Annotated in this window: 20 protein-coding genes and 1 riboswitch; of the genes, 14 read left to right on the top strand and 6 right to left on the bottom strand. The window is 47.7% G+C overall.

Annotation, left to right across the window (positions count from 1 at the left end; translation table 11 throughout):
- Positions 1–39: 39 nt before the first annotated feature.
- Positions 40–849, top strand: coding sequence for an ammonia-dependent NAD(+) synthetase (gene nadE / locus NSQ58_RS17460; RefSeq protein WP_025722646.1), 810 nt, complete (start codon positions 40–42; stop codon positions 847–849).
- 211 nt (positions 850–1,060) lie between these two features.
- Here the strand turns inward: nadE and NSQ58_RS17465 are convergent, their stop codons facing one another.
- Positions 1,061–1,876, bottom strand: a complete 816-nt coding sequence (locus NSQ58_RS17465; protein ID WP_341057928.1) for an alpha/beta hydrolase family protein — start codon at positions 1,874–1,876, stop codon at positions 1,061–1,063.
- A gap of 184 nt (positions 1,877–2,060) precedes the next feature.
- On the opposite strand from NSQ58_RS17465, the gene acpS reads away from it, so the two are divergent.
- Entirely contained in the window at positions 2,061–2,465 is a 405-nt protein-coding gene (acpS, locus tag NSQ58_RS17470) for a holo-ACP synthase (protein ID WP_076295362.1), read from the top strand.
- 4 nt (positions 2,466–2,469) lie between these two features.
- A complete protein-coding gene (gene mutY / locus NSQ58_RS17475) occupies positions 2,470–3,702 on the top strand; it encodes an A/G-specific adenine glycosylase (RefSeq protein WP_069080779.1) in 1,233 nt (410 codons plus the stop codon).
- 138 nt (positions 3,703–3,840) lie between these two features.
- Here the strand turns inward: mutY and NSQ58_RS17480 are convergent, their stop codons facing one another.
- On the bottom strand, positions 3,841–4,662 hold the full coding sequence (locus NSQ58_RS17480; RefSeq protein WP_341057930.1) for an AraC family transcriptional regulator: 822 nt from the start codon (positions 4,660–4,662) through the stop codon (positions 3,841–3,843).
- Positions 4,663–4,836: 174 nt separating this feature from the next.
- Between NSQ58_RS17480 and NSQ58_RS17485 the strand changes: the two genes are divergently transcribed.
- Entirely contained in the window at positions 4,837–7,029 is a 2,193-nt protein-coding gene (locus NSQ58_RS17485; RefSeq protein WP_341057932.1) for an alpha-galactosidase, read from the top strand.
- A 24-nt stretch (positions 7,030–7,053) separates the two neighbouring features.
- Positions 7,054–8,487, top strand: a complete 1,434-nt coding sequence (locus NSQ58_RS17490) for a PTS transporter subunit EIIC (protein WP_053324633.1) — start codon at positions 7,054–7,056, stop codon at positions 8,485–8,487.
- Positions 8,488–8,679: 192 nt separating this feature from the next.
- Here the strand turns inward: NSQ58_RS17490 and NSQ58_RS17495 are convergent, their stop codons facing one another.
- Together NSQ58_RS17495 and NSQ58_RS17500 are read right to left on the bottom strand one after the other, a co-directional pair.
- Positions 8,680–9,171, bottom strand: a complete 492-nt coding sequence (locus tag NSQ58_RS17495; protein WP_028541012.1) for a DinB family protein — start codon at positions 9,169–9,171, stop codon at positions 8,680–8,682.
- 134 nt (positions 9,172–9,305) lie between these two features.
- Positions 9,306–9,920 (bottom strand): superoxide dismutase, encoded by a 615-nt coding sequence (locus NSQ58_RS17500; protein ID WP_023986992.1) that lies wholly within the window; start codon positions 9,918–9,920, stop codon positions 9,306–9,308.
- A 521-nt stretch (positions 9,921–10,441) separates the two neighbouring features.
- Between NSQ58_RS17500 and NSQ58_RS17505 the strand changes: the two genes are divergently transcribed.
- The 7 genes from NSQ58_RS17505 (at position 10,442) to NSQ58_RS17535 (ending at position 15,977) form a co-directional block, all read left to right on the top strand.
- Positions 10,442–10,867: a GNAT family N-acetyltransferase gene (locus NSQ58_RS17505; protein ID WP_023986994.1), complete on the top strand. Its 426-nt coding sequence runs from the start codon at positions 10,442–10,444 to the stop codon at positions 10,865–10,867.
- A gap of 131 nt (positions 10,868–10,998) precedes the next feature.
- Entirely contained in the window at positions 10,999–11,583 is a 585-nt protein-coding gene (gene lepB / locus NSQ58_RS17510; protein ID WP_264454185.1) for a signal peptidase I, read from the top strand.
- A gap of 93 nt (positions 11,584–11,676) precedes the next feature.
- Positions 11,677–12,114 (top strand): ribonuclease HI, encoded by a 438-nt coding sequence (gene rnhA / locus NSQ58_RS17515; RefSeq protein ID WP_023986996.1) that lies wholly within the window; start codon positions 11,677–11,679, stop codon positions 12,112–12,114.
- 95 nt (positions 12,115–12,209) lie between these two features.
- Entirely contained in the window at positions 12,210–13,958 is a 1,749-nt protein-coding gene (gene queG / locus NSQ58_RS17520) for a tRNA epoxyqueuosine(34) reductase QueG (protein WP_028541010.1), read from the top strand.
- Positions 13,959–14,063: 105 nt separating this feature from the next.
- Complete coding sequence (locus tag NSQ58_RS17525; protein WP_013308742.1) at positions 14,064–14,318, top strand: YneF family protein; 255 nt, start codon at positions 14,064–14,066, stop codon at positions 14,316–14,318.
- A gap of 54 nt (positions 14,319–14,372) precedes the next feature.
- Positions 14,373–14,966 carry a GTP cyclohydrolase I FolE gene (gene folE, locus NSQ58_RS17530; protein ID WP_013308743.1) on the top strand — a complete coding sequence of 198 codons (594 nt, stop codon included), beginning with the start codon at positions 14,373–14,375 and terminating at the stop codon, positions 14,964–14,966.
- 165 nt (positions 14,967–15,131) lie between these two features.
- Positions 15,132–15,977: a lipoate--protein ligase family protein gene (locus NSQ58_RS17535; protein WP_341057933.1), complete on the top strand. Its 846-nt coding sequence runs from the start codon at positions 15,132–15,134 to the stop codon at positions 15,975–15,977.
- 20 nt (positions 15,978–15,997) lie between these two features.
- Here NSQ58_RS17535 and NSQ58_RS17540 read toward each other — a convergent pair whose 3' ends face one another.
- Both NSQ58_RS17540 and NSQ58_RS17545 read right to left on the bottom strand, forming a co-directional pair.
- Positions 15,998–17,377, bottom strand: a complete 1,380-nt coding sequence (locus NSQ58_RS17540; protein WP_341057935.1) for a Fe-Mn family superoxide dismutase — start codon at positions 17,375–17,377, stop codon at positions 15,998–16,000.
- Between the two features lie 253 nt (positions 17,378–17,630).
- Positions 17,631–18,668: an alpha/beta hydrolase gene (locus tag NSQ58_RS17545; RefSeq protein ID WP_023987001.1), complete on the bottom strand. Its 1,038-nt coding sequence runs from the start codon at positions 18,666–18,668 to the stop codon at positions 17,631–17,633.
- Positions 18,669–18,966: 298 nt separating this feature from the next.
- On the opposite strand from NSQ58_RS17545, the gene NSQ58_RS17550 reads away from it, so the two are divergent.
- Positions 18,967–19,710 (top strand): IclR family transcriptional regulator, encoded by a 744-nt coding sequence (locus NSQ58_RS17550; RefSeq protein WP_023987002.1) that lies wholly within the window; start codon positions 18,967–18,969, stop codon positions 19,708–19,710.
- Between the two features lie 155 nt (positions 19,711–19,865).
- Positions 19,866–19,978, top strand: a riboswitch (TPP riboswitch).
- Positions 19,979–20,165: 187 nt separating this feature from the next.
- On the top strand, positions 20,166–22,010 hold the full coding sequence (thiC, locus tag NSQ58_RS17555; protein ID WP_341057936.1) for a phosphomethylpyrimidine synthase ThiC: 1,845 nt from the start codon (positions 20,166–20,168) through the stop codon (positions 22,008–22,010).
- Positions 22,011–22,047 lie beyond the last annotated feature (37 nt).

Consider the following 22,047-nt stretch of genomic DNA (forward strand, 5'->3'; position numbering starts at 1 on the left):
GCTTGTGAAGGAAATTCCTAAAAAAGAGGTGCTTATCTGATGAGTTTGCAGGAACAGATTATTGCTGAATTGGGAGTACAGCCTACGATTAACGTAGAAGCGGAGGTCCGTAAGCGTGTGGATTTCCTCAAGTCGTATGTAACGAAAACGGGAAGCAAAGGGCTGTTGATCGCCATCAGTGGCGGGATTGACAGTGCCGTAGCAGCCGCTTTGTGCAAGCGGGCTACAGATGAATTGACGCAGGAGCAAGGGGACGAATACAAAACGCTGGGTGTATTCCAGCCATATGGCCAACAGGAAGATATCGAGCATAGCTACGCGGTAGCCAAAGCGTTCGACCTGAAATATGCTGGGGAAACGAACATTAAGGAAGCCGTGGACAAGGTTGCCGTGGAAGTGGAGCATACGTTAAAGGATATCGGTCTGGAGCGTTCCATTACTCCGCAAGTGAGAGGGAATGTAAAGGCAAGAACACGTATGGTGGTTCAGTACGCACTCGCGAATGAGCTGAATCTGCTCGTCGTTGGCACAGATCACGCTTCAGAAGCCATCACAGGCTTTTATACCAAATGGGGCGATGGAGCGGTCGATATTACGCCACTTAGCACGCTTAACAAACGTCAGGTGCGCTTGCTGGCCAGCTATCTCGGAGTTCCGCAGGCCATTTTGGACAAAGCGCCTACAGCAGGATTGTGGGAAGGCCAGACGGATGAAAAAGAACTGGGGATCTCCTACGAAGCAAACAGCGACTACCTAGAAGGCAAGGAAATTGACCCCGCGGCACGCGAAAAGCTGGAAAGCTTCTTTACACGTACAGCGCATAAGCGGACAAGCATCCCAGGAGTGTAAGCATTAATCATTATGGAATTGTAAAATGCTCAAGTGAGGATTTTGCAAAAATCCAATAAGCGATTTTCAATAAATAATATATAGATCGAAATGGTCTAGTTCGTCTATATATTGCACTTGGAGCGAATGGAATCGAATTTTGCAAAATCCTGAAGTAAATAAATGCGGCGATCCGCCCGGCGGATCGCCGTTTGTATTGAAGGGGCAATAATTAATTGGCGATCCACTCAATGAAGCGGCGAGTTTCGGTAATCGCTTGATCGAGCGGAAGACTGCCTCCCTGGAATGGATGAACGGTATTAAAGGTATGAGTTCCGCCTTGAATTTGTACCCATTCGATGTCGGGACGAACGGATGTGAGCTGGGCAGAGCCTTCCCGTAGACGTTTGGAATCTTCGGTTCCCTGGATCAGTACAGCTGGGAGCTGACTGTTGGCAAGTCTGTCTACAATGGCAAAACGCTGGCGATTTTGTTCCAGGTCTTCCAGAATGACAGCATCCAGCGGAAGCTGTTGTCCGGTTCTGGCGTTTTCCACATAGCTGCGCCCCTTGGCGCGCATTTCTTCTTTTTGCGGTAAAGTAAACAGATCAAGATCTGTCACGCCATTCCATGAAATGACGCCAGCAATCTCACCGGGATGATCTAGAGCATATACAAAGCAGCTCCCCGCGCCTCGGCTATGTCCTAACAGAAACAACGGCAATTCTCTGAACTCATGACGTGCTCTCAGATTGGATAGCAATAGTTCCAAATCCTCTTGTTCGCGGCTATTGGTGTTGCGTGCGAACTTTTCCAGCTCGGTAAAATTCTCTAGATCCTCACCTATGCCATTATGTGAAAAGTTGAAGGTCACAACATGGTTATCCATACTCAATGCTTCTGCTATATAGGGGAACATGCCCCAATCCTTAAATCCTTTGTAGCCGTGAGCGATGATGAGCAGGCTTTTGGCTGTATTTTTAGCGGGAAACCAGGAAGCCCGGATCACCGCATCTGTTCCTGCTTCAACAATAATGGTTTCTGACATCCTATCCTTCCTTTCTACGGGAATTTTTTTAAATGGGCATATCAGCTGAATTTCAAAACATTCACCTGTAGCCTTTCTTATTTTAACATATTTTGGTGCCGTTTTTACGCTTTTGTGACTCGCCAGGGTGTGGACGCACTGTTACAATAGATCCAGTAAAGTAAAAAGGACGGGGAATACCCAAATGATCTACGGAATTGGACATGATGTGCTGGAAATAAGCCGTATGGCTAATATTTTGGCAGGTAAATATGCAGATTCGTTTTTGAATCGTGTGCTGACCCCGGCAGAACGTGAGCTTGCTGTGGAACGCAAGGGTAGACTAACGGAGTTCGTAGCAGGGCGCTTTGCCGCCAAGGAAGCGATAACGAAAGCCTTCGGTTGTGGAATTGGGCAAATCATCGGGTTCGGCGATATGGATATTTTACCGGAACCTGGGGGGAAGCCAGTAGTTTATTTGTCTTCATCCGCGTGGGATAGACTGAGGTTGCCGTCTACAGGTGACTCGAATTACAGCATTCACTTGAGTATTACACATCAGCCTAACATTGCCTCTGCTTTTGTGATTGTCGAATATAAGGAGATGTGATGTGATGACTACAAATACATTGGAACAAAAGCGTTATTTCAGCTTTGAACTGTTGAATTGGTATACACGTAACAAACGCGATTTGCCGTGGCGCCGCCATCGGAATCCTTTTTATATCTGGATCTCGGAAATTATGCTTCAGCAGACGCGTGTGGATACGGTCATTCCGTATTTTAATCGCTTTATTGCACGTTTTCCTACAATTGAAGCACTGGCGGAAGCACCCGAAGAGGATGTGCTTAAGCTGTGGGAAGGGCTGGGTTATTATTCGCGGGCCCGGAATTTGCAAACTGCGGCAAAACAAGTAGTTGAGCTTCACGGCGGGCAGGTACCGGATGATACACAAGCTGTCGCTGCACTGAAAGGAGTAGGCCCGTATACGACGGGGGCGATTATGAGTATCGCCTTTAACCGACCAGAGCCTGCTGTGGACGGGAATGTGATGCGTGTGCTGTCGCGTTATTTTCTCATTGAAGAGGATATTATGAAGGGTAGCACGCGGGCGCATATGGAAAGTCTGGTACGGGAGCTGATTCCCGAAGGAAGAGCCTCTGATTTTAATCAGGCTCTGATGGAGCTGGGGGCGCTGGTCTGCACGCCGAAGTCGCCTCATTGTCTGACCTGCCCGGTCATGGAGCATTGCTCGGGCAGATTGGCAGGTCGCGAGGAGACACTGCCAGTCAAGACCAAGGCGAAGCCGCCGCGGCTGGAGCCGCGCTCCGTCGCTCTCATCGAGGGCAGCGGAGCGAACGCCGGCCGCTTGCTCGTACGGCAGCGCCCGGCCAAGGGCCTGTTGGCCCGCATGTGGGAGCTGCCGCATGAGCTTGCCGGGCCGGAGGGCTACAACGGCCCGGTGCCGGATGAGCCCGCCATGGACCATCTGGCGGCTCATTTGCTGGCAGAGGGCGTGCTTGCGCGCCCGGTGCGGTTTGTACGTGAGGCGGAGCACACGTTCAGCCACATTCACTGGAACCTGCGTGTGTTCCAGTGTGAAGAGGTCGCCGCCCCTGCCGGAGAGGCGGGAGGACATCCGCTGGCTGCCGAACAGCGGGCCAGCTACAGCACCGGAGCGAAGCCGGGTGCATTGATTACGCTGGCTGAGCAGGCGGAGCACACGCGCAATGCGCTGCCAGCGGGGTACCGCTGGATCAGCGAGGCGGATATGGCCACCTTGGCATTTCCCAAGGTGTTCCTTGATCTGATCACCGAGTATTATGCGAAGCAAAAAGAGAACTAATGGTCAAACTAAAGGTTTTGCCCATAAAAGAGGGTAGTTAAAAAAATAGCGGCAGTATGGACATGAGGTTGATCCATACTGCCGCTATTTTTCTGTTTTTGGAATGAATATGCCTAATTTAATTGCGAACGAAGCGTGTTATTTTTGGGGATTTTTTCGGTATTCGGATGGAGTCACCTTGTTGACCGTTTTGAACATTTTGGAGAATAGGAGTACATCTTTATACCCTACAGACCGCGCAATATCTCCGATTTTAAGGGAAGTATTTCTTAATAGGGAGCACGATTTTTCAATCCTCAAATGTAATAAAAATTCCTGCGGTGACTTATTTAGTTGCTGTTTAAATAAACGATGCAAATACGAACGGTCAATTGAAATGTACTTGGCAATGTCACTTACGGTAATGAAGTGTGAATAGTTTTGCTGAATGAAGAGAAGCGCTTCTTTAATATACCGCTGCTGTCTTACTTCATGGTTGACTTCCTGATTAGGGTAATGTTCAAACATCAAATACAGAAATTCATATAGCTTGGATGCAAGCAGCAGGTCTTTGTTGGATTTCAGTGTAGAAGAAACGACGATGCTCTCCATACAGCGGGCAAGGCTACCCTCCGCTTCAAACCGGAAAATGGGATTGTCCCTATTGATACAGGTACGGCTTAGATATTCTTTTGCTTGCACCCCATTAAAACCAATCCAGGCATATTCCCATGGTTCGACTTCGTCCGCTTCGTAGTAAATTAAAACCTTCGGCTCAATGAAGAAAGCATCGTTTTTCTCCAAATGATAGATTTTATCGTTGACTTTAAAGATCCCTTTTCCTTTTAAAATATAATGCACCATATACCCGCTTCGAATGGCTGGACCATAAGAGTGCTTGCTGGTACAGCTTTCTTTGCCACATGTGTATAAATTGAGATCCAGGTTGTTATAGGAATGATTGGAAAAGTGCGAACTCATTTGTTTTCACCCCTTAATTCATCTCTGTATATTATCACACCGTTTCATATAGAGTCTACATTATTCCATATAATTATTAAAACTATTCAATTATTATTAGGATGTAAACAATAAGAAAACAACATAATTTATAATTTTGAAAAAACGTACTATTGGCGCTATAAGGGGGTTGCTATGACTATACACATCGATAAAGAGAATCTTTTATTCCATTTACAAGGCAGCAATACGAGTTATGTCATGCAGGTTATACGAGATGGTTATTTAGCCCATCTGTATTGGGGAAAGAAAATTCAGAACTATCGGGGAAGCAATAAGATCATCTTTATGGATAGAGGATTTTCACCCAATCCGGATGGTGAGGATCGAACCTTTTCACTGGATACCATCCCACAAGAATATCCGTCATTTGGAAATAGTGATTTCAGGATTCCTGCGTATCAGCTTCAATTGGAGAATGGTTCTACCGTGACAGACTTTCGGTATAAAGAACATCAGGTTTACCAAGGCAAGCCCAAATTGAAAGGGCTTCCTTCTACTTATGCAGAGGATGATGGCGAAGTAGAAACTCTGGAAATCGTCCTTGAAGACCCATTAATTGATGTAAAGATTGTACTATCCTATAGCCTATATCAAAAGTGGGATGTCATCACCCGTTCAGTCCGGTTCGATAATGAAGGTCGGCAGCAGTTAAAACTGCTTAAAGCGTTAAGTGCTAGTGTGGATTTTCGTGATGATGAATACGAACTAATTACCTTGTACGGTGCGCATAATAATGAAAAAAATATAGCAAGGCGAAAAATTTTACCCGGAATTCAAATGGTAGACAGCTGCCGTGGAGCCAGCAGCCCTCAACAGGCACCCTTTATGGCACTTGTAAGAGAAGGAACAGATGAAGAACAGGGTGAAGTGTACGCCTTTAATCTGGTGTACAGCGGGAACTTTACGGCACAGGCTCAGGTAGATTCCTATCGGAACACAAGAGTCGCGATGGGGATTAATCCTTTTGATTTTACATGGCTGCTTGAACCGGAGGAATCCTTCCAAACGCCAGAAGTGGTCATGGTATACACCGAAAATGGATTGGGCGGCATGTCAAGAATTTATCATGAATTATACAGGAGCAGATTATGTCGTGGGCCTTTTCGTGACAAGGAGCGGCCGATCCTGATTAATAACTGGGAAGCCACCTACTTTAACTTTGATGCCGACAAGATTGAGCAGTTGGCGAAGGAGGCTCAAAGTGTAGGAGTGGAGCTGTTTGTACTGGATGATGGGTGGTTTGGAAAACGGGATGATGACAATACTTCATTAGGCGATTGGGTGGTGGATCGTCGCAAACTTCCAGATGGATTGCCGGATCTTGCAAACCGCATACGAAATCTGGGTATGGAGTTTGGTTTGTGGTTTGAACCTGAAATGGTATCCATAGACAGCGATTTATACAGAAAGCATTCAGATTGGTGTATCCATGTCCCTGATCGTCCGTATACGTTGGGAAGAAATCAACTGATGTTGGATTTATCGAGGAAGGAAGTGTGTGAGTACATTATTAAGTCGGTTTCCGATATTTTATCGGACGTTCCAATTACTTATGTAAAATGGGACATGAATCGTCACATGACGGATGTGGGTTCGGCAGCCTTGCCGCCTGAGAGACAAAGGGAGACGGCGCATCGTTATATCCTGGGACTCTATAATATTATGGAAGAGCTTACATCAAAGTTTCCCCATGTCTTATTCGAGAGCTGTTCTAGTGGAGGAGGTCGTTTTGATGCCGGTATGCTCTATTACATGCCTCAGACCTGGACGAGTGACAATACGGATGCCATTTGCCGACTGAAAATTCAATGGGGAACAAGTCTTGTCTACCCTCCAGTTACCATGGGGGCACACGTCTCCACAGTACCCAACCATCAAGTGGGCAGAATAACTCCCTTGGAGACAAGAGGTTATGTCGCCATGGCCGGGAATTTTGGATATGAGCTAGATTTGACGACATTAACCGTTGAGGAAAAAGAAATAGTAAAAAAACAGATAGCTCTATATAAAGAAATGAGATCGCTCATTCAATTTGGGAAGTTTTACAGAATAATTAATCCGTTTGATGAAAATGAAGCCGCATGGAGCTTTGTATCAGAGGATCAAATGGAAATGGCGGCCAGCTATTTCAAGATTTTATCCCAACCTGCTGCCGCGATTAAAACATTAAAATTCAAAGGTCTGAATCCAGACTACGTTTATAGAAATGTAGAAACCGGTGAGCTGTTCGGCGGTGATGAATTAATGCATGTCGGCATAACGCTTGCCAGGGTAAAGCAGGACTTTTTAGGCATGTTCTGGAGATTTGTTAAAGAAGACATCTGACTCAGCTAGAGGAGGTTTTACTAGATGGAAGCAAAAGAAAAGCAGTATAAGCAAATTTCTCAAGAAATTTTAAAATATATCGGTGGTGAAGAGAACATTATCGGTGTGGCCCATTGTGCCACAAGATTAAGAATTGTACTTGAGGACAATGAAAAAGCGGAATTAAAAAAGATTGAAGATATTGATCTGGTTAAAGGCGTTTTCATAGCGGGGGACCAACTGCAGATCATTTTTGGAGCAGGGTTGGTCAATAACATCTATGCCGTGTTCTCCAAACTGACCGGAACAGAAGATATGTCATTAAGTGATGTCAAATCGAAGTCCGCACAAAAGCAAAATCCTTTTCAAAAGGCCATTAAATCGCTGTCAGATGTCTTCATTGAGATCATGCCGGGAATTCTTGCTGCCGCATTGTTAATGGGGATAACCGGGCTGTTAGGTCAGAAGGGGTTATTTGGTCCTAAGTCGATTGTGGAGATGTATCCAATTTTTCAAGGGATCAATCGCTTTGTTCAAATCGTTTCCACGGGTATTTTTACAATCCTGCCGCTGCTTGTTGTTTATTCCGCAACCAAGAGATACGGCGGTCGTCCTATTCTGGGGCTTGTGCTGGGTGCGATTATGCTTCATCCGGCACTGGCAGATGCTTTTGAGGTAGCTAAAGGAAGTCAAAATCCGGAATCGATCAGTCTTTTCGGCCTTCCCGTACAGTTGGTTGGATTTCAGGGCGGTATTATTATTGCTCTAATGATGGGATATGTGGTAGCCAAGTTGGATCAGTTTTTTAACAAAAAGGTTCCAGACATGATTAAACTATTTTTGGCTCCGTTGCTGACGGTCTTTATTTCTTCCCTGCTATTGTTTACGATTATCGGCCCTCTTGGGCGAGAGCTAGCCAGTCTGGTCACCGTTTCGCTGCTTTGGATGACGCAAAACCTTGGGATATTCGGTTTTATGTTTTTTGCAGGCATTCAGCAGATCATTGTTATTACAGGCTTACATCATGTTATGGGTGCGGTAGAAGCGCAGCTGCTAACCGATACAGGCAGAAATTTTATCAACCCATTGGCATCAGTAGCTTTGATGGCTCAAGGGGGCGCCGTTTTGGGGTATATTCTTTTGAATCGCAAAGACACCAAGGTTAAAGAAATGGGTTACTCTGCATTCGGGTCTGTACTTTTTGGAATCTCCGAACCAGCGATCTTCGGGGTCACTTTAAAGTATAAATTCCCCCTGATTGCTGGATGCCTTGGAGGAATGATTGCGGGAGCATATGTATATTTAAGCAAGCTGACAGCCATAGGATTCGGAACCACGGCTCTTCCTGGCTTTGCAATTGCAGCGTCAGAGAACCATGGTCATATGAATTATCTTATCGCTCATCTTATTGCCCTGTTATGTGGAGCATTATTTACATTGGCTTACGGTGCTATCAAGAGCAAGAGGTCAACACTCTGAACCAAGAGAGTATTGATAAGTTGAATAACTTAATCAGTTACAATCAGGCTTTATGAAAACGGTTAAAAGAAGAGAATATGCGTGGAATGGACAAGAGAGTATAGATGAAAAAGTAAAAGAGCCGTCCTCAGTCGTTAAAAAAGACCGAGGACGGCTCTGAGTCACATGAATATACTTGTATGTTCGTTAAAGCTAATCGATGCCACCATCGCTTTCAATCAGCCCTTTGCCGATTACATTGGCCGAAACCGGAGGCTTGCCTAGCTCCCGAGACCATATGGACAACTGCCCAATATGGTGGATTTGGTGGGCGATGACATGACGCATCACCTCGCCCCAGGCATCAATTACAATCCTGCCGTCCGGGAGGTGATCTTCAAACCTTTTCCGTTCCAGACCATCATGCCAGGCGAGCACGAACGGCTCGACATCGAGTCGAAACTTTGCATCCAGCTCACGGACTTTGTCGAGCGTATCATACAGAGAGAAGTCCTCCTGAAAGTCGGGTTTGCCCTGAATCGTTTGAATCCAGCTCCACTCCACATCAACGATATGAAAGAGTGTCTTTAGAATGCTGCCGACTCCGCCGACGCGTTGTTTCAGTAATTCCTCCTGCGACACCTCTTCACACCAGCGGTACCATTGTTCCCGAATCATCCAGTTGTAACGAAAAAAAGTCTGCATCCATCAACCTCCAGAGCTGTATTTGAGAATCATCTCCACCAGTTTACCATGGAATGCCAAAAGGGCTGTCTCATTCGTAGAAAATCTACTTTTGAGACAGCCCTTTATTATAGGATAGAGATGTTGTTACTGGCTTATTTCTTTGCAGCCGCGTAACGTTTGTTTACTTCATCCCAGTTGATTACATTGTAGAATGCTGCAATGTAGTCTGGGCGTTTGTTTTGATATTTCAGGTAGTAAGCATGCTCCCAAACGTCCAATCCAAGTACCGGAGTCAGACCTTCAGACAGCGGGCTATCCTGGTTTGGAGTGCTAGTGATCGCCAGTTTGCCGTCTTTGCCGACAACCAACCAAGCCCAGCCGCTACCAAAACGTGTTGTAGCTGCTTTAGTGAAGTCTTCTTTAAATTTGTCGTAGCCGCCCAGCTCGTTGCTGATTGCTTCAGCAATAGCACCTGTCGGTTGTCCACCGCCGTTAGGACCGATAACTTCCCAGAACAGGCTGTGGTTGTGGTGTCCACCACCGTTGTTGCGAACCGCAGTGCGGATGCTTTCAGGAACGCTGTCCAGATTGGAGATCAGATCCTCCAGGCTTTTGCTTTGCAGTTCAGGAGCGCTCTCCAGAGCTGCGTTTAAGTTCGTTACATATGTGTTATGGTGACGATCATGGTGAATTTCTACTGTCAGTGCATCAATGTGCGGTTCCAGTGCGTCTTTTGCGTAAGGAAGTTCTGGTAATTGAAATGCCATAGTAAAATCCCTCCTGGTTATATGGTTGGGTAAGTGTTCCTATGTAATAATACCCTCGACAGTTATATTAAACCGCATTCAGCCTATTTAATCAACATTTTTGTTTGTAAAATAGCAAACTGGGCAATACGGCCTGGTAGCTAGCATGTCCAAAAACCCGATTTGAATACATAATACCTAGGTAATAAGAGGTAAATTGTGAACATTGAAATGTAAACGCTTTATATACAGCGCTTACATGAGAAAAAGGGATGTATTCCATCAAAAAGTATGGTTTAATGGTCAAGGAAGCAGAAATTTCGGCTTTTTTGTCGTCTGCTATAATCTGTCATGTCTATGACATGACGAACTTGAGGGCATACACCCTTTTCCTGTTCTTCATTTCATATATAGCAGATCGTATGCATTTTTATCATAATGCCTTGTGATTAACACCATGATAAGAAATTTAAGGATTTATGTAAAAATGACGGTGCTGTCTCAATTTTTTTATTATGCTTACGAAAAGGGAGATATTACTTATGCACGTTCGTTCCTTTCAATTAAGTGATGTGAACTCAGTAACGGAACTCATGCAAATTGCCTTGTCAGAGGAGTGCTACAAAGAGACGGTGAGTGCGTTTGCCCGTCAGCTTTCGTGGGATTCCGGTTTGATCATCGTTGCAGAAGAAGAGGGTGAGATCGTTGGTGCTTTGATCGGCACGATCGATCAGAATGATGGTTGTTACTATCGTATCGCTATTCATCCGGATCGTCGTCGGATGGGAATCGGCAAATCGCTTGTGGAATCCATGGAGCAGCGTTTTCAGCAACGTAAGGTTAGCCGTATTTGGGTAGCAGGGGACAAGCATAACAGTGCGGCCATGCCTTTGTACGAAGCGATGGGCTATGGAGCAAGCCAGATTTTACAGGCTTTTCAGAAGCTGAGTATTTTGGCGCCTCATTAATCGGGAATCGAAATAAAGAGAATTGAATAACATTAAGTATAATATTTACATTTAGAGCATATCTGAGTAACCGTTGCAATCGGGTACGGGATATGCTTTTCTATTTATAACAGGGTTGAGGAGGTTTAATTATGGACGCTTTGGCTCCTTCGTCAGGCCCACTTCCCTCGCCGGAAACGTCCAAACCAGCAGGTCGCTCTGGTTACATACGCGATTGGTTAGTCACCCTTCTGATTGCCATGGTCGTCTTGCTGCTTCTGAACCTGTTTGTATTTAACTTGTCCACGGTCAGAGGACATTCGATGCAGCCGACGCTAATGGAAAGCCAGCATTTATTCGTCAACAAGCTGGTTTATAATTTTCATGATCCGGGCAGGGGGGACATTGTGATTTTAAAAGATCCCGATTCCAAGCTGTCGAGCCCAAGATTTTTAGTGAAAAGAGTCATAGGTATTCCCGGAGATGTAATCCGAGTTGAACATAATCATTTGTATGTGAACGGTGAACTGCTAAATGAACCCTACACCAACTCTGACGTGGAGGATGGTGATTATGGTCCTTTTACGGTGGAGCCGGAGCACTTTTTTGTCATGGGAGATAATCGCCATATTGCAGCGAGCAAGGATAGCCGCTATTTTGGAAGCATTAAATCTCAAGATTTACTGGGACGTGCAGAATTTATATTTTGGCCGATATCTGAGTGGAAATGGCTATAGAGCAACTAAAGTCTGAAATTAATGCGGAACACGTCCGAACCGATCAGGACCATGACGGAGCAGGCGGTTACCGATGAGGAAAGGAAGAGGATGATGAAAGAAGTGATGGTATATACCGACGGTGCTTGTTCGGGAAATCCCGGTCCTGGGGGCTGGGGGATTGTTTTGCTGTATGGGGAACATCGTAAGGAGCTGTCGGGTGCCGAGAAAATGACGACAAACAACCGTATGGAGATCAAGTCCGTGATTGAAGCACTGAAGCTGCTCAAGGAGCCTTGCCATGTGAAAGTACATAGTGACTCTGCCTATGTGGTCAATTGCTTCAAACAGGGCTGGATTAAGAACTGGCTTCGTAATGGCTGGCGCAACAGTAAAAATCAGCCAGTGGAGAACAAGGAACTATGGGAAGAACTGTGGGAACTGATGGGTAAGCATGAGGTTGAATATGTGAAGGTTAAGGGGCACAGTGACAATGAACTGAATAATCGCTGTGATTTTCTGGCGACCAGTGCTGTTAAAAATTTACGGTAGCATCTGCTGCTGTTTTCTGTTGAAATTTGAGATATGAGAATTTTGCAAATCCTCATATCTGTAATGATAAAAAGTGGAAGAGAGGTGAGTATCGGATGCAACGCGGATTGACTCAGGCGGCTGCCGGAACCGCTTCGACTTGGGCTTCGCTCAAGCAGGAAATTATTGAGGCAGCTCCAGGGCTGGGTATCGACTCCATCGGGTTCGCATCCGCCGACCCCTTTCTGTCTCTGAAAGCTATATTGGAAGAGCATCGTGCGAAAGGCTATGAATCCGGCTTTGAGGAGCCAGATATTGATAAGCGGATCTACCCGGAGCTGTATGGCTCACAGCCTGCATCTCTGATTGCTATTGCGGTGGCGTACCCTTCTAAAATGAAGGACCCGCCGAAGTCGGACAAGGGGAAGTACCGTGGTATTTTGGCACGTTCAGCCTGGGGGAAAGATTATCATCTGGTACTACGCGAAGCGATGGAAAAGCTTGAGGCTTTTATAAGTGAGCGGGTACCTGATGCCATATTGAAAAACATGGTGGATACCGGAGAATTGTCGGATCGAGCCGTTGCGGAACGCGCAGGGATTGGCTTTAGCGGCAAAAATACGATGATGATTTCACCGACGCTGGGATCATGGATTTATCTAGGTGAGCTGTTGACGAACATTCCTTTCCAGCCAGATGAACCGGTAACGGATGGTTGCGGCGAGTGTACCAAATGTTTGGATGCCTGTCCTACGGGCGCGCTTGTGGGTCCTGGACAGCTGAATGCCCAGCGGTGTGTGTCCTTTTTGACGCAAACGAAGGGCTTTCTGGATGAGGAGTTTATGCGGAAGATAGGGAATCGGCTATACGGATGTGATACCTGCCAAATGGTATGCCCCAAAAATCGGGGTCTCAATTGGGATCACCATCCCGAGCTTACACCCGATCCTGAAATTGTGAAGCCGTTGCTGCTGCCGTTATTGGATTTGAGCAACCGTGAATTCAAAGACCGATTTGGACAAAGTGCGGCGGCTTGGCGGGGGAAGAAGCCCATTCAACGCAATGCAGTCATTGGACTGGGCAATTTCAAGGATATCAGCGCGGTGCCCAAGTTAACGGAGGTTTTATTGGATGATCCGCGTCCCGAGCTACGAGGCACGGCGGCGTGGGCTTTGAGTCGAATAGGAGGGGAGAACGCTATGACAGCGATCAAGCAAGCATCAGAGAAGGAACAACATGAGCAAGTACGCGAAATGATCGCGCAAGCGCATTCCAAACTAGAGGAACAAGAGCAGGCAGAACAGCAAAAGGCGTCTGAATTACCAAAATCAGAAGTAACGGCCGGAGATTCACAGGGTCCAACCACCATTTATTATGATGAGATGGAGACACCTGTGGGCACGTTGACGCTGTGCGCTACGGATCGGGGGCTGTGCCGAATAGACTATGGCGTTTTTCATGCAAAGGAAGCACTGCTTCAGCAATGGGCCCGAACATGGATTGGGGAATATGTCTATGTGCAGGAGCCGGAAAAACTGCGCGAAGCCGCGGACCAACTGCGTGAATATTTTGCGGGAGAACGACGGGAATTCAGTATAGCCTATGATTTGAGGGGCACTCCTTTTCAAGAGCAGGTATGGCGTGCATTACAAAATATTCCGTACGGACAAAGTGTGTCCTACAAAGATATTGCAGAATCGATCGGACGAGCCAAGGCGGTACGTGCTGTGGGTGGAGCCAATAACAAAAATCCGTTACCCATTCTGTTTCCATGTCACCGGGTATCGGGTGCAAACGGAAGTTTGGTCGGTTATGCTGGAGGCTTACCAGTCAAGACGAAGCTGCTGGATTTGGAGAAACAATAAGGACATATGTTTGCAAAAAGTGATTTGCTAGCTGTCCCATGTTTTGCTATGATAGGTTCGTGCAATTCAAGATGTTTCATATAAATATACAGAGGTGACGACTTCGTGGTGTGGAATATTGTCATTCCGATTATTACCCTGATTGCTGGTTTGGTTGGGGGATTTTTCATCGGTGCTTATTATCTTCGTAAACAGCTTGAAAAGATGCAAAACGACCCCGAAACGCTGCAAAAAATGGCCAAACAGATGGGTTACAACCTGAATGGGAAACAAATGCAAAAAGCCCAGCAGATGATGAAGAACCAACAGTTCTCCAAAAATCAGCCTGGTCCGCGTAAAAATCAGGGCCGTCGGAAATAATGAGCAACGTGAGCACGGATGCCGCATGAGGTTGCTGCATAGAGGAGGATTACTGTGGCTGGCGTAAAAGATTATATTAACCGCAAAGCTGCGGATAACCGGGATAAAATCGAGTACCATGTGGAGCAGATTTTACAACTGATCGGTGAGGACCCCAAGCGTGAAGGGTTGTTGGAAACACCGGCACGCGTTGCGCGCATGTATGAGGAAATATTTGCGGGTTATGAGGTTGATCCCCGGGATGCGTTGGGTGTGACATTTGACGAGAATCACGAGGAGCTTGTGATCGTAAAGGACATCGTCTATTACAGCCAGTGTGAGCACCATATGGCTCCTTTCTTCGGAAAAGTGCATATCGGCTATGTACCCAGCGGCAAAATTGTAGGACTGAGCAAGCTTGCACGCCTGGTAGAGGCAGTGACCCGCCGATTGCAGGTACAGGAGCGTATTACATCACAGATCGCTGATATTTTAAATGAAGCGGTCTCCGCTCACGGGGTTATGGTGGTCGTGGAAGGTGAGCACTTGTGCATGTGTGCAAGAGGTGTCAAAAAGCCTGGTAGCAAAACGGTAACGTCTGCGGTACGCGGTACGTTTCGTGATGATGCAGCGCAGCGCGCAGAGTTTTTGTCGCTGCTCAAGGATTGATCGAACATCGCAAGACGTTTATGTGATGAACAAAAAAAGGGTGGTTTACGCATAGGCGTAGCCACCTTTTTTTGTTAACATCAGAAATAGAGACGACGGGATAGCTGCCTTAAAATTACGATTTGCCTATGGATAACAGTTATTTTTATAGATAGGGGATAACGTATGGAGAATGTACATAGATCAACGGAAAAAACAACAGCTTTGCCTGAGTTACAGTGGTTTGAAGCGCCACTCGCGGCCACTCAGGAGGATGTTTTGTCTCCGCTGGCTTGGGAGGAGCTGGCTTGTCGGCAAGTAGGGAAAGGAGCTACACCCATTTTGCATCTATGGCGGCATCCGTCAGCGCTTGTGATCGGTCACCGGGACCGCAGGCTTCCCTACGCCCCACAGGCGATGGAACGAGTGCGCAACACGGGAACCTCGGTATGCGTACGCCCCTCGGGTGGAGCAGCCGTCATGCTGGACAGAGGGGTACTGAACCTGTCCTTAATCCTGCCGAATCCACAGCGGGCCATCAGCCTGCATGAGGATTTTCGGCTCATGGCAGCGCTAATTGCCGATGCGCTGGTTCCGTGGTCTGGCGAGGCGCAGACCGGAGAAATCCTCGGGTCCTTCTGTCCCGGGGATTACGATGTCAGCGTCCGGGGCCGCAAGTTTTGCGGCATTGCACAGCGGCGCCAAGCCAAGGCGTATATCATCACAGCCTTCGTGATGATTGAGGGCAGCGGTGCAGAGCGTGCACAGGCGGTGCAGCATTTCTATACAGAGGCAGCCGGGGACACATCGGCAGGCGTGCAGCAGCAGGATTACCCCCGGGTGAATCCAGCAACGATGGGTAGCCTGGCAGAGCTGGCTGGAGTGCCGTCTGTTGAGGCGTACACGGCATCTCTGCGCCGTGTCGTTGAGAGCCGGACAGCCATTTTACCTGCCGATGGCTGGTTGGTACAACTGGAAGGATTGACCGAACAAATGGCAGCGCTCAGAGAGCGATACGATTTGCAGGTGTAGTTTTTCTTTAGCTTAGAAGCTTAGAAGGGTTGCCATCTCAGTTTGGAGGCTTGATCGTAGCGCGCTTCCACTTCAGGCCAGTTAACGACATGCCACCAATCCTCAATGTATTTGTTACGCTCATTTTGATGCTTTAAGTAATATGCATGTTCCCATACATCTATCGCCAGCAGCGGAATGGACTCCCATTGAGTCAGATTCTGGTGCTTTTCGGCCTGCAAAATTTCAAGCCGGCCCGCGCGTGGACTCCATACCAGGATAGCCCAGCCGCCACCCTCGACCTTTTCGGCTGCCGAGCTGAATTGCTTTTTGAACGCATCGTAGCTGCCAAAATCCTTTTTAATCTGTTCAGCCAGCGGTCCGCTTGGGTTTCCACCACCTTTAGGACTCATGATCGTCCAAAAAAGAGTATGCAGATAATGGCCTGCGCCGTTGAATGCCAGTTCTCGTTCCCAATGTTTTACGAGGTCAAAATCACCTGTTTTTCGGGCTTCTTCCAGCTTCTTTTCCGCTTTATTCAGGTCATTCACATAGCTCAAATGATGCTTATCATGGTGAATACGCATCGTTTTCTCATCAATATACGGTTCAAGCGCATTATAGGGGTAAGGGAGCGGCGGTAGCCGATGTCCCCCAATAGGAACCGAGCGGCCGATTGAGGTTTTTTCCGTTGCCGAAGGTTGTGCCTGGCTGGACTTGACGCTTTTAGTCGTCCATGCGCCTTCTCCCCTTATGCCTGCCTGCCGTTCTCGAAACGCTTCCTCTGGGTAATTCTCACCCTCTGCCGCTACATGATACAACCTAGCAGCCCTTGCGATGGAGCCAGGTTCTTGAAAGGCGGTTGTCGAGATTAGGAAATATTGGCTTTCATGTGCCGCGTGTAATACAACTCCGGCGGATTTTGGCTGCTGACGCAATGCATGACTGTGCTCGCTCAGCAGACCGAGCTGTCGTACATACTCCTGTGACTGACGGTTTGCGGTTTGCAGCAAATCGTCCAGTCGACGATTTAATTCTTGTGAGTCAGGCTGAGAGTTTAAGGCTGACTCTGACAATGGCATCTTTACAGATGATGATGCGTCTAATCCCCTTGACTGTTTTGAATGTTCAGTGAATTCGTGTGTATGTGCTTGTGGAGCAGCCGACATCTGTTTCCATTCCTGATGCCACGCCTGATCTGCCGGATCGAGTGCGCTCCGTTGCTCTTCCAGCAACTCTATGGCGGTGCGTTCCGTCTGTTCGAATACAGTCCGCCAATCATCCAGCAACCGTACATAAGTTGGCTCCAATCCCTCGGTAGCGGATTTAATCACTTCCACATGCCAACTTTCCTGCTGCTTCCAATGCCGAATTTCCTCCAGCACACGTAAGGGCAGGAAAGACCCATAAGTACTCAGCATCGTTTTTTTACCTCCCGTATCCTACTATGGCTATCCGGCGGATCTGGCAGATCTGCCCTGGATGCATACGTACCCAGTATATTCGCTGTCTCATCAGGAATATGTCTATGAACTCCCTTAATCCGGTCACATCTGTTACGTAAAACAATGAATACCCATGGAAAACGAAAAAGAAGCCCAGCTACGGCACGGGTTAAGTGTCCATAGGCAGGCTTCTTCCAGGCGAAGAATAGAATACAGTTCTTCGAAAAATTTACTTCGTAGTCGTTTGTTTGTGGGCATCAGCGATGGTTTTCTTGTCCTCCAGCTCCTGTACACTGCTTAGAAACGTCGATACCCGTCGCAAATATTCACGAGGGTGCTCTCTGAAAATAAGCTCATGTATCCCGTTTTTAACAATCCATACACTGGAAAGCGGGTTGGTTTGATTGGCAGCGAGCTTTTCCGCAATAGGATAAGGAGCTTTTTCATCCTGTGTACCATGCACAAACATGATCGGGAACGGATAGTTTTCCTTTTTAACTTCCTGATATGGAATTTGATGCAAGCTGGTTCCGTTCAAGACTGGAAACAGCAACTCCAGAATTTCCAAAGACGGATGTCTTGGCAGATTAATTTGATTGTGAATGTTATGGTACAGCGTATCTGGCTCCAGCAGGAAGGTGCTGTCCAAAATCATTGCGTCCACATCCTTGGTTTGCAAGCCCGCCTGAAGAGCGGTTCCTGCCCCCATGGAGAAGCCCCATACGATAATCTCCGACGAGCCGCGTTGCTTCGCAAGCTGAATTGCTCCGAGGAGCTGTTGGGATTCTGCTTTGCCTCCGGTTGCGACTGCTTTGCTGTTTTGTGACGCGAATCCATAATCGAACATGACCACATTAAAGTTCAAACTGTGGGCATAATGCGCCAGATCATACATGGGAATCCAGCTTTCTTCGCGGTTAGCCCCATAGCCATGACTGAAAATAATCGTTTTCCGCGATTGATCCGCCGGGATATACCAGCCTTGTACCATGCGGCTACCATCCTTGGCAGGGAAGCTGACTTCCTCATAAGGCATGCTTTTGGCCTGCATCGGATTAGAGTACAGTGGTGCAACGGTGGGATTCGTAAGTACCCATGCGATGTAAGCATGCAAGGCAATAAAACAAAACAACAGAAAAAAGACGACCGACAGCAGCAGAGCAATCACAACGTGCTTGAACCGCAGCAGACGGGGATTAAAGAGTGGGGTGGACGGCTCCTGAACAGCGGTCTGTAGCTGAGCGTTGCGCTGGGATGTCGAAATCATGTAAGAGCCTCCTTATATAAAATTGATCTTCGTTTCATAGAATTTAGGTATAATTCCACTTGAAAATAGTAGTGTAGATCCGTATAGATACCTATTATCGTATGATGGGGATTATCCAAAGTCAACGCCTGAACCGGAAAAGTAAAAATGATGCAAAGAATTGTCGATGTTTGTTCTCGTTCTGTAATATGGTTGTCACAAAAACATCGGTTTACAGTAGCCGCGACTATTCTATATAATTTATGTAACCATGTTTCATAGTGTGAAACGAATATGGATACAAGAGGAGCGGTTCACGATGGAAGACCGTAAATTAACCGTTCGCGCTGTAGAGCGTGCACTTGATATACTGCTGTGTTTTACCGCAGATTCGGATCTTGGCCTGACGGAGATTGCCTCCAAAATTGGTCTACATAAAAGCACGGTTCATCGGCTGCTGACTACGTTGGAGGATCGGGGCTTTGTCGTTCGGAATGCCGAAACGGAAAAATATCGACTTGGCTTCCGCATTTGGGAGCTATCCACGCACTTGTCCCAAAGCGACGAGCCGGCGGTGTTGTTACAGCCTGCAATGGAAGGACTACGTGATCGTCTGGGCGAGACGGTCAGCTTGTACTTACGGGACGGCAGCATGCGTATTCGCATACAAGCCGTGCAGAGCAATCAGGCGATCCGCAGGGTTGCGCCTGTAGGTGCGCGTATGCCGCTGGCTGTAGGGGCCTCCAGCAAAGTGCTGGCAGCCTTTATGCCGCCGCAGGAGCTGGAAGCCCTGCTAAGCGGGGATGAATGGCCGTCCTCAGTAGACCCGGAGGTCTATAAAGCCCAGCTGCAGGACATTCGCGAGAAGGGCTATGCGACCAGCTATGAAGAACGGGAGCCAGGGGCTGCTGCTGTGGCTGCCCCAATTGTAAACCGGAAGGGACAGGTCACTGCGGCTTTATCTGTATCCGGTCCGGTCAGTCGGCTTGCACCCGAGACGCTACATGACTTTGCTCCGATTTTGATTGAAGCGGCGAAGGAAATGGGACTTATGCTTCCGTAACAAGAATGAGCACAGTTGAAGCAAGCAAAGTGATTTGATGGGGAGCGTCTCCTTGGTAAAGGGAACCTAGAAGGGTTGCCAAAGCCATAAATTTAAAGTAGTCTGGTAAGGATGGCGGGATATCTGTTATAGCCGCCTCATGTGAATAGAAGTATCACAGTTACTGGGGGAGCCTGTAATGCCGGGCTGAGATGGAATCGTGCAAGATTCCGGACCCTTTGCACCTGATCTGGATCATACCAGCGTAGGGAAGTAATCGGCCATTGAAATGTATACGCGGCTGCTGTCTACAGTGGCGCATTGGAATAGGATTATTCCACATGCGTACTGTCTGGATAGCTGCCTCGTTAGATTAGCCGGTTCCCTAGGGAACCGGCTTTTTTGCATAGATCAGCGCCACCCTGGGAATGGTTCCGGATCGGTGTGTCATTTCATCGAAACGGGAGGAATGGACAATGAAGCCGACAGAAGTAGAAGGAACAAAAGGAACAGAATTGAAATCAACAGAAGTAAGATTGGTAGGAACAAAAGAAGTTGAGGTAGAGAAGACAAACGGGGAGCAAGCCAGAGGGGTAACGCCCTTTCCAGGGAGCCGTAAGGTATATATTCAAGGCTCACGGCCGGACATTGCCGTGCCAGAGCGGGAAATTGCTCTTCATCCTACACATACGCCGCAGGGCACGGAGCATCATGAGCCATTGCGTGTGTACGATACGAGCGGTCCCATGACCGACGAAGCCTATCAGGTCGATATCCGTCAGGGCCTGCCTCCATTACGGCGAGCTTGGGCCCTGGAACGGGGCGATGTGGAGGCTTACGAGGGACGCGCCGTCAAACCGGAGGATAATGGACTGAAACCTGGCTCCAAACGGGAGACAGTTGAATTTCCCGGCGTGACCAACCGTCCGCTTCGTGCTTCGCAAGGTCGTACAGTGACGCAAATGCATTATGCGCGGCAAGGGATCATTACGCCTGAAATGGAATTTGCGGCGATCCGCGAAGGGGTGGAGCCTGAGTTTGTACGGCAGGAGTTGGCGGCTGGACGAGCCATTTTGCCTTCGAATATCAATCACTCGGAAAGTGAGCCAATGGTCATTGGGCGTCATTTTCACGTGAAGATCAATGCGAACATTGGTAATTCTGCGGTTACCTCCTCCATCGAGGAGGAAGTGGAGAAAATGACCTGGGCTGTGCGTTGGGGCTCGGATACAGTTATGGACCTGTCCACAGGCCGTAATATCCATACAACACGTGAATGGATCATTCGGAATTCTCCTGTACCGATTGGGACTGTACCGCTGTATCAGGCACTTGAAAAGGTGAACGGCGAAGCAGAAGCGCTGACGTGGGAGCTGTATCGCGATACGCTGATTGAGCAGGCGGAGCAGGGAGTGGACTATTTTACAATTCATGCGGGTGTATTGCTGAGGTATATACCGATGACGGCGAATAGAATGACGGGAATTGTATCCCGTGGTGGGTCGATCATGGCAGCCTGGTGCCTTGCGCACCATCAGGAGAATTTTTTGTATACGCATTTTGAAGAAATCTGCGAAATTATGAAAGCCTATGATGTGGCCTTTTCTCTCGGGGATGGTCTACGTCCGGGTAGCATCTATGATGCGAATGATGAAGCACAGTTTGCAGAGCTGGAAACGTTGGGCGAGCTAACGCAAATCGCCTGGAAGCATGATGTTCAGGTCATGATTGAAGGGCCAGGACATGTCCCTATGCATAAAATCAAAGAGAATGTGGATTTACAAATGGAGATTTGTAAGGAAGCTCCTTTCTATACCTTGGGACCGCTCACGACGGATATTGCCCCCGGATATGATCATATTACCTCAGCCATCGGGGCGGCGATGATCGGTTGGTTCGGGACGTCCATGCTGTGTTATGTTACGCCTAAGGAGCATTTGGGTCTGCCCAATAAGGATGATGTCCGTGAGGGTGTCATTACCTACAAAATTGCGGCACATGCTGCCGATCTGGCGAAGGGTCATCCACGGGCACAGCAGCGGGATGATGCTTTGTCCAAGGCACGCTTTGAGTTCCGGTGGCGGGACCAGTTCAATCTGTCGCTTGATCCCGAGCGGGCCTTGTCCTACCATGATGAAACGCTACCGGCAGAGGGCGCCAAGGAAGCACATTTCTGCTCGATGTGTGGTCCCAAATTTTGTAGTATGCGCATTACGCAGGACATTCGCGCTTATGCAGCGGATAAGGGGCTGAACACTCAAGAAGCAGTAGCTGCCGGGATGCGTGAGAAGGCAGAGCAGTATCGGGATGGAGGTCAGTAAAACGAACGTGTGAGTTTAGGAAAAATGAATTAAAAAA

Origin of the sequence: Paenibacillus sp. FSL M7-0134, from assembly GCF_038007865.1 — a bacterium.
GTDB lineage: Bacteria > Bacillota > Bacilli > Paenibacillales > Paenibacillaceae > Paenibacillus > Paenibacillus polymyxa_B.

Coding starts and splice junctions, on each gene's coding strand:
- NSQ58_RS17505 (WP_023986994.1), top strand. CDS start 10,442: ATGCACGTTCGTTCCTTTCAATTAAGTGATGTGAACTCAGTAACGGAA.
- thiC (WP_341057936.1), top strand. CDS start 20,166: ATGAAGCCGACAGAAGTAGAAGGAACAAAAGGAACAGAATTGAAATCA.
- NSQ58_RS17480 (WP_341057930.1), bottom strand. CDS start 4,662: ATGAGTTCGCACTTTTCCAATCATTCCTATAACAACCTGGATCTCAAT.
- mutY (WP_069080779.1), top strand. CDS start 2,470: ATGACTACAAATACATTGGAACAAAAGCGTTATTTCAGCTTTGAACTG.
- NSQ58_RS17550 (WP_023987002.1), top strand. CDS start 18,967: ATGGAAGACCGTAAATTAACCGTTCGCGCTGTAGAGCGTGCACTTGAT.
- NSQ58_RS17500 (WP_023986992.1), bottom strand. CDS start 9,920: ATGGCATTTCAATTACCAGAACTTCCTTACGCAAAAGACGCACTGGAA.
- rnhA (WP_023986996.1), top strand. CDS start 11,677: ATGAAAGAAGTGATGGTATATACCGACGGTGCTTGTTCGGGAAATCCC.
- nadE (WP_025722646.1), top strand. CDS start 40: ATGAGTTTGCAGGAACAGATTATTGCTGAATTGGGAGTACAGCCTACG.
- lepB (WP_264454185.1), top strand. CDS start 10,999: ATGGACGCTTTGGCTCCTTCGTCAGGCCCACTTCCCTCGCCGGAAACG.
- NSQ58_RS17545 (WP_023987001.1), bottom strand. CDS start 18,668: ATGATTTCGACATCCCAGCGCAACGCTCAGCTACAGACCGCTGTTCAG.
- NSQ58_RS17495 (WP_028541012.1), bottom strand. CDS start 9,171: ATGCAGACTTTTTTTCGTTACAACTGGATGATTCGGGAACAATGGTAC.
- queG (WP_028541010.1), top strand. CDS start 12,210: ATGCAACGCGGATTGACTCAGGCGGCTGCCGGAACCGCTTCGACTTGG.
- NSQ58_RS17535 (WP_341057933.1), top strand. CDS start 15,132: ATGGAGAATGTACATAGATCAACGGAAAAAACAACAGCTTTGCCTGAG.
- NSQ58_RS17485 (WP_341057932.1), top strand. CDS start 4,837: ATGACTATACACATCGATAAAGAGAATCTTTTATTCCATTTACAAGGC.
- acpS (WP_076295362.1), top strand. CDS start 2,061: ATGATCTACGGAATTGGACATGATGTGCTGGAAATAAGCCGTATGGCT.
- NSQ58_RS17465 (WP_341057928.1), bottom strand. CDS start 1,876: ATGTCAGAAACCATTATTGTTGAAGCAGGAACAGATGCGGTGATCCGG.
- NSQ58_RS17540 (WP_341057935.1), bottom strand. CDS start 17,377: ATGCTGAGTACTTATGGGTCTTTCCTGCCCTTACGTGTGCTGGAGGAA.
- NSQ58_RS17490 (WP_053324633.1), top strand. CDS start 7,054: ATGGAAGCAAAAGAAAAGCAGTATAAGCAAATTTCTCAAGAAATTTTA.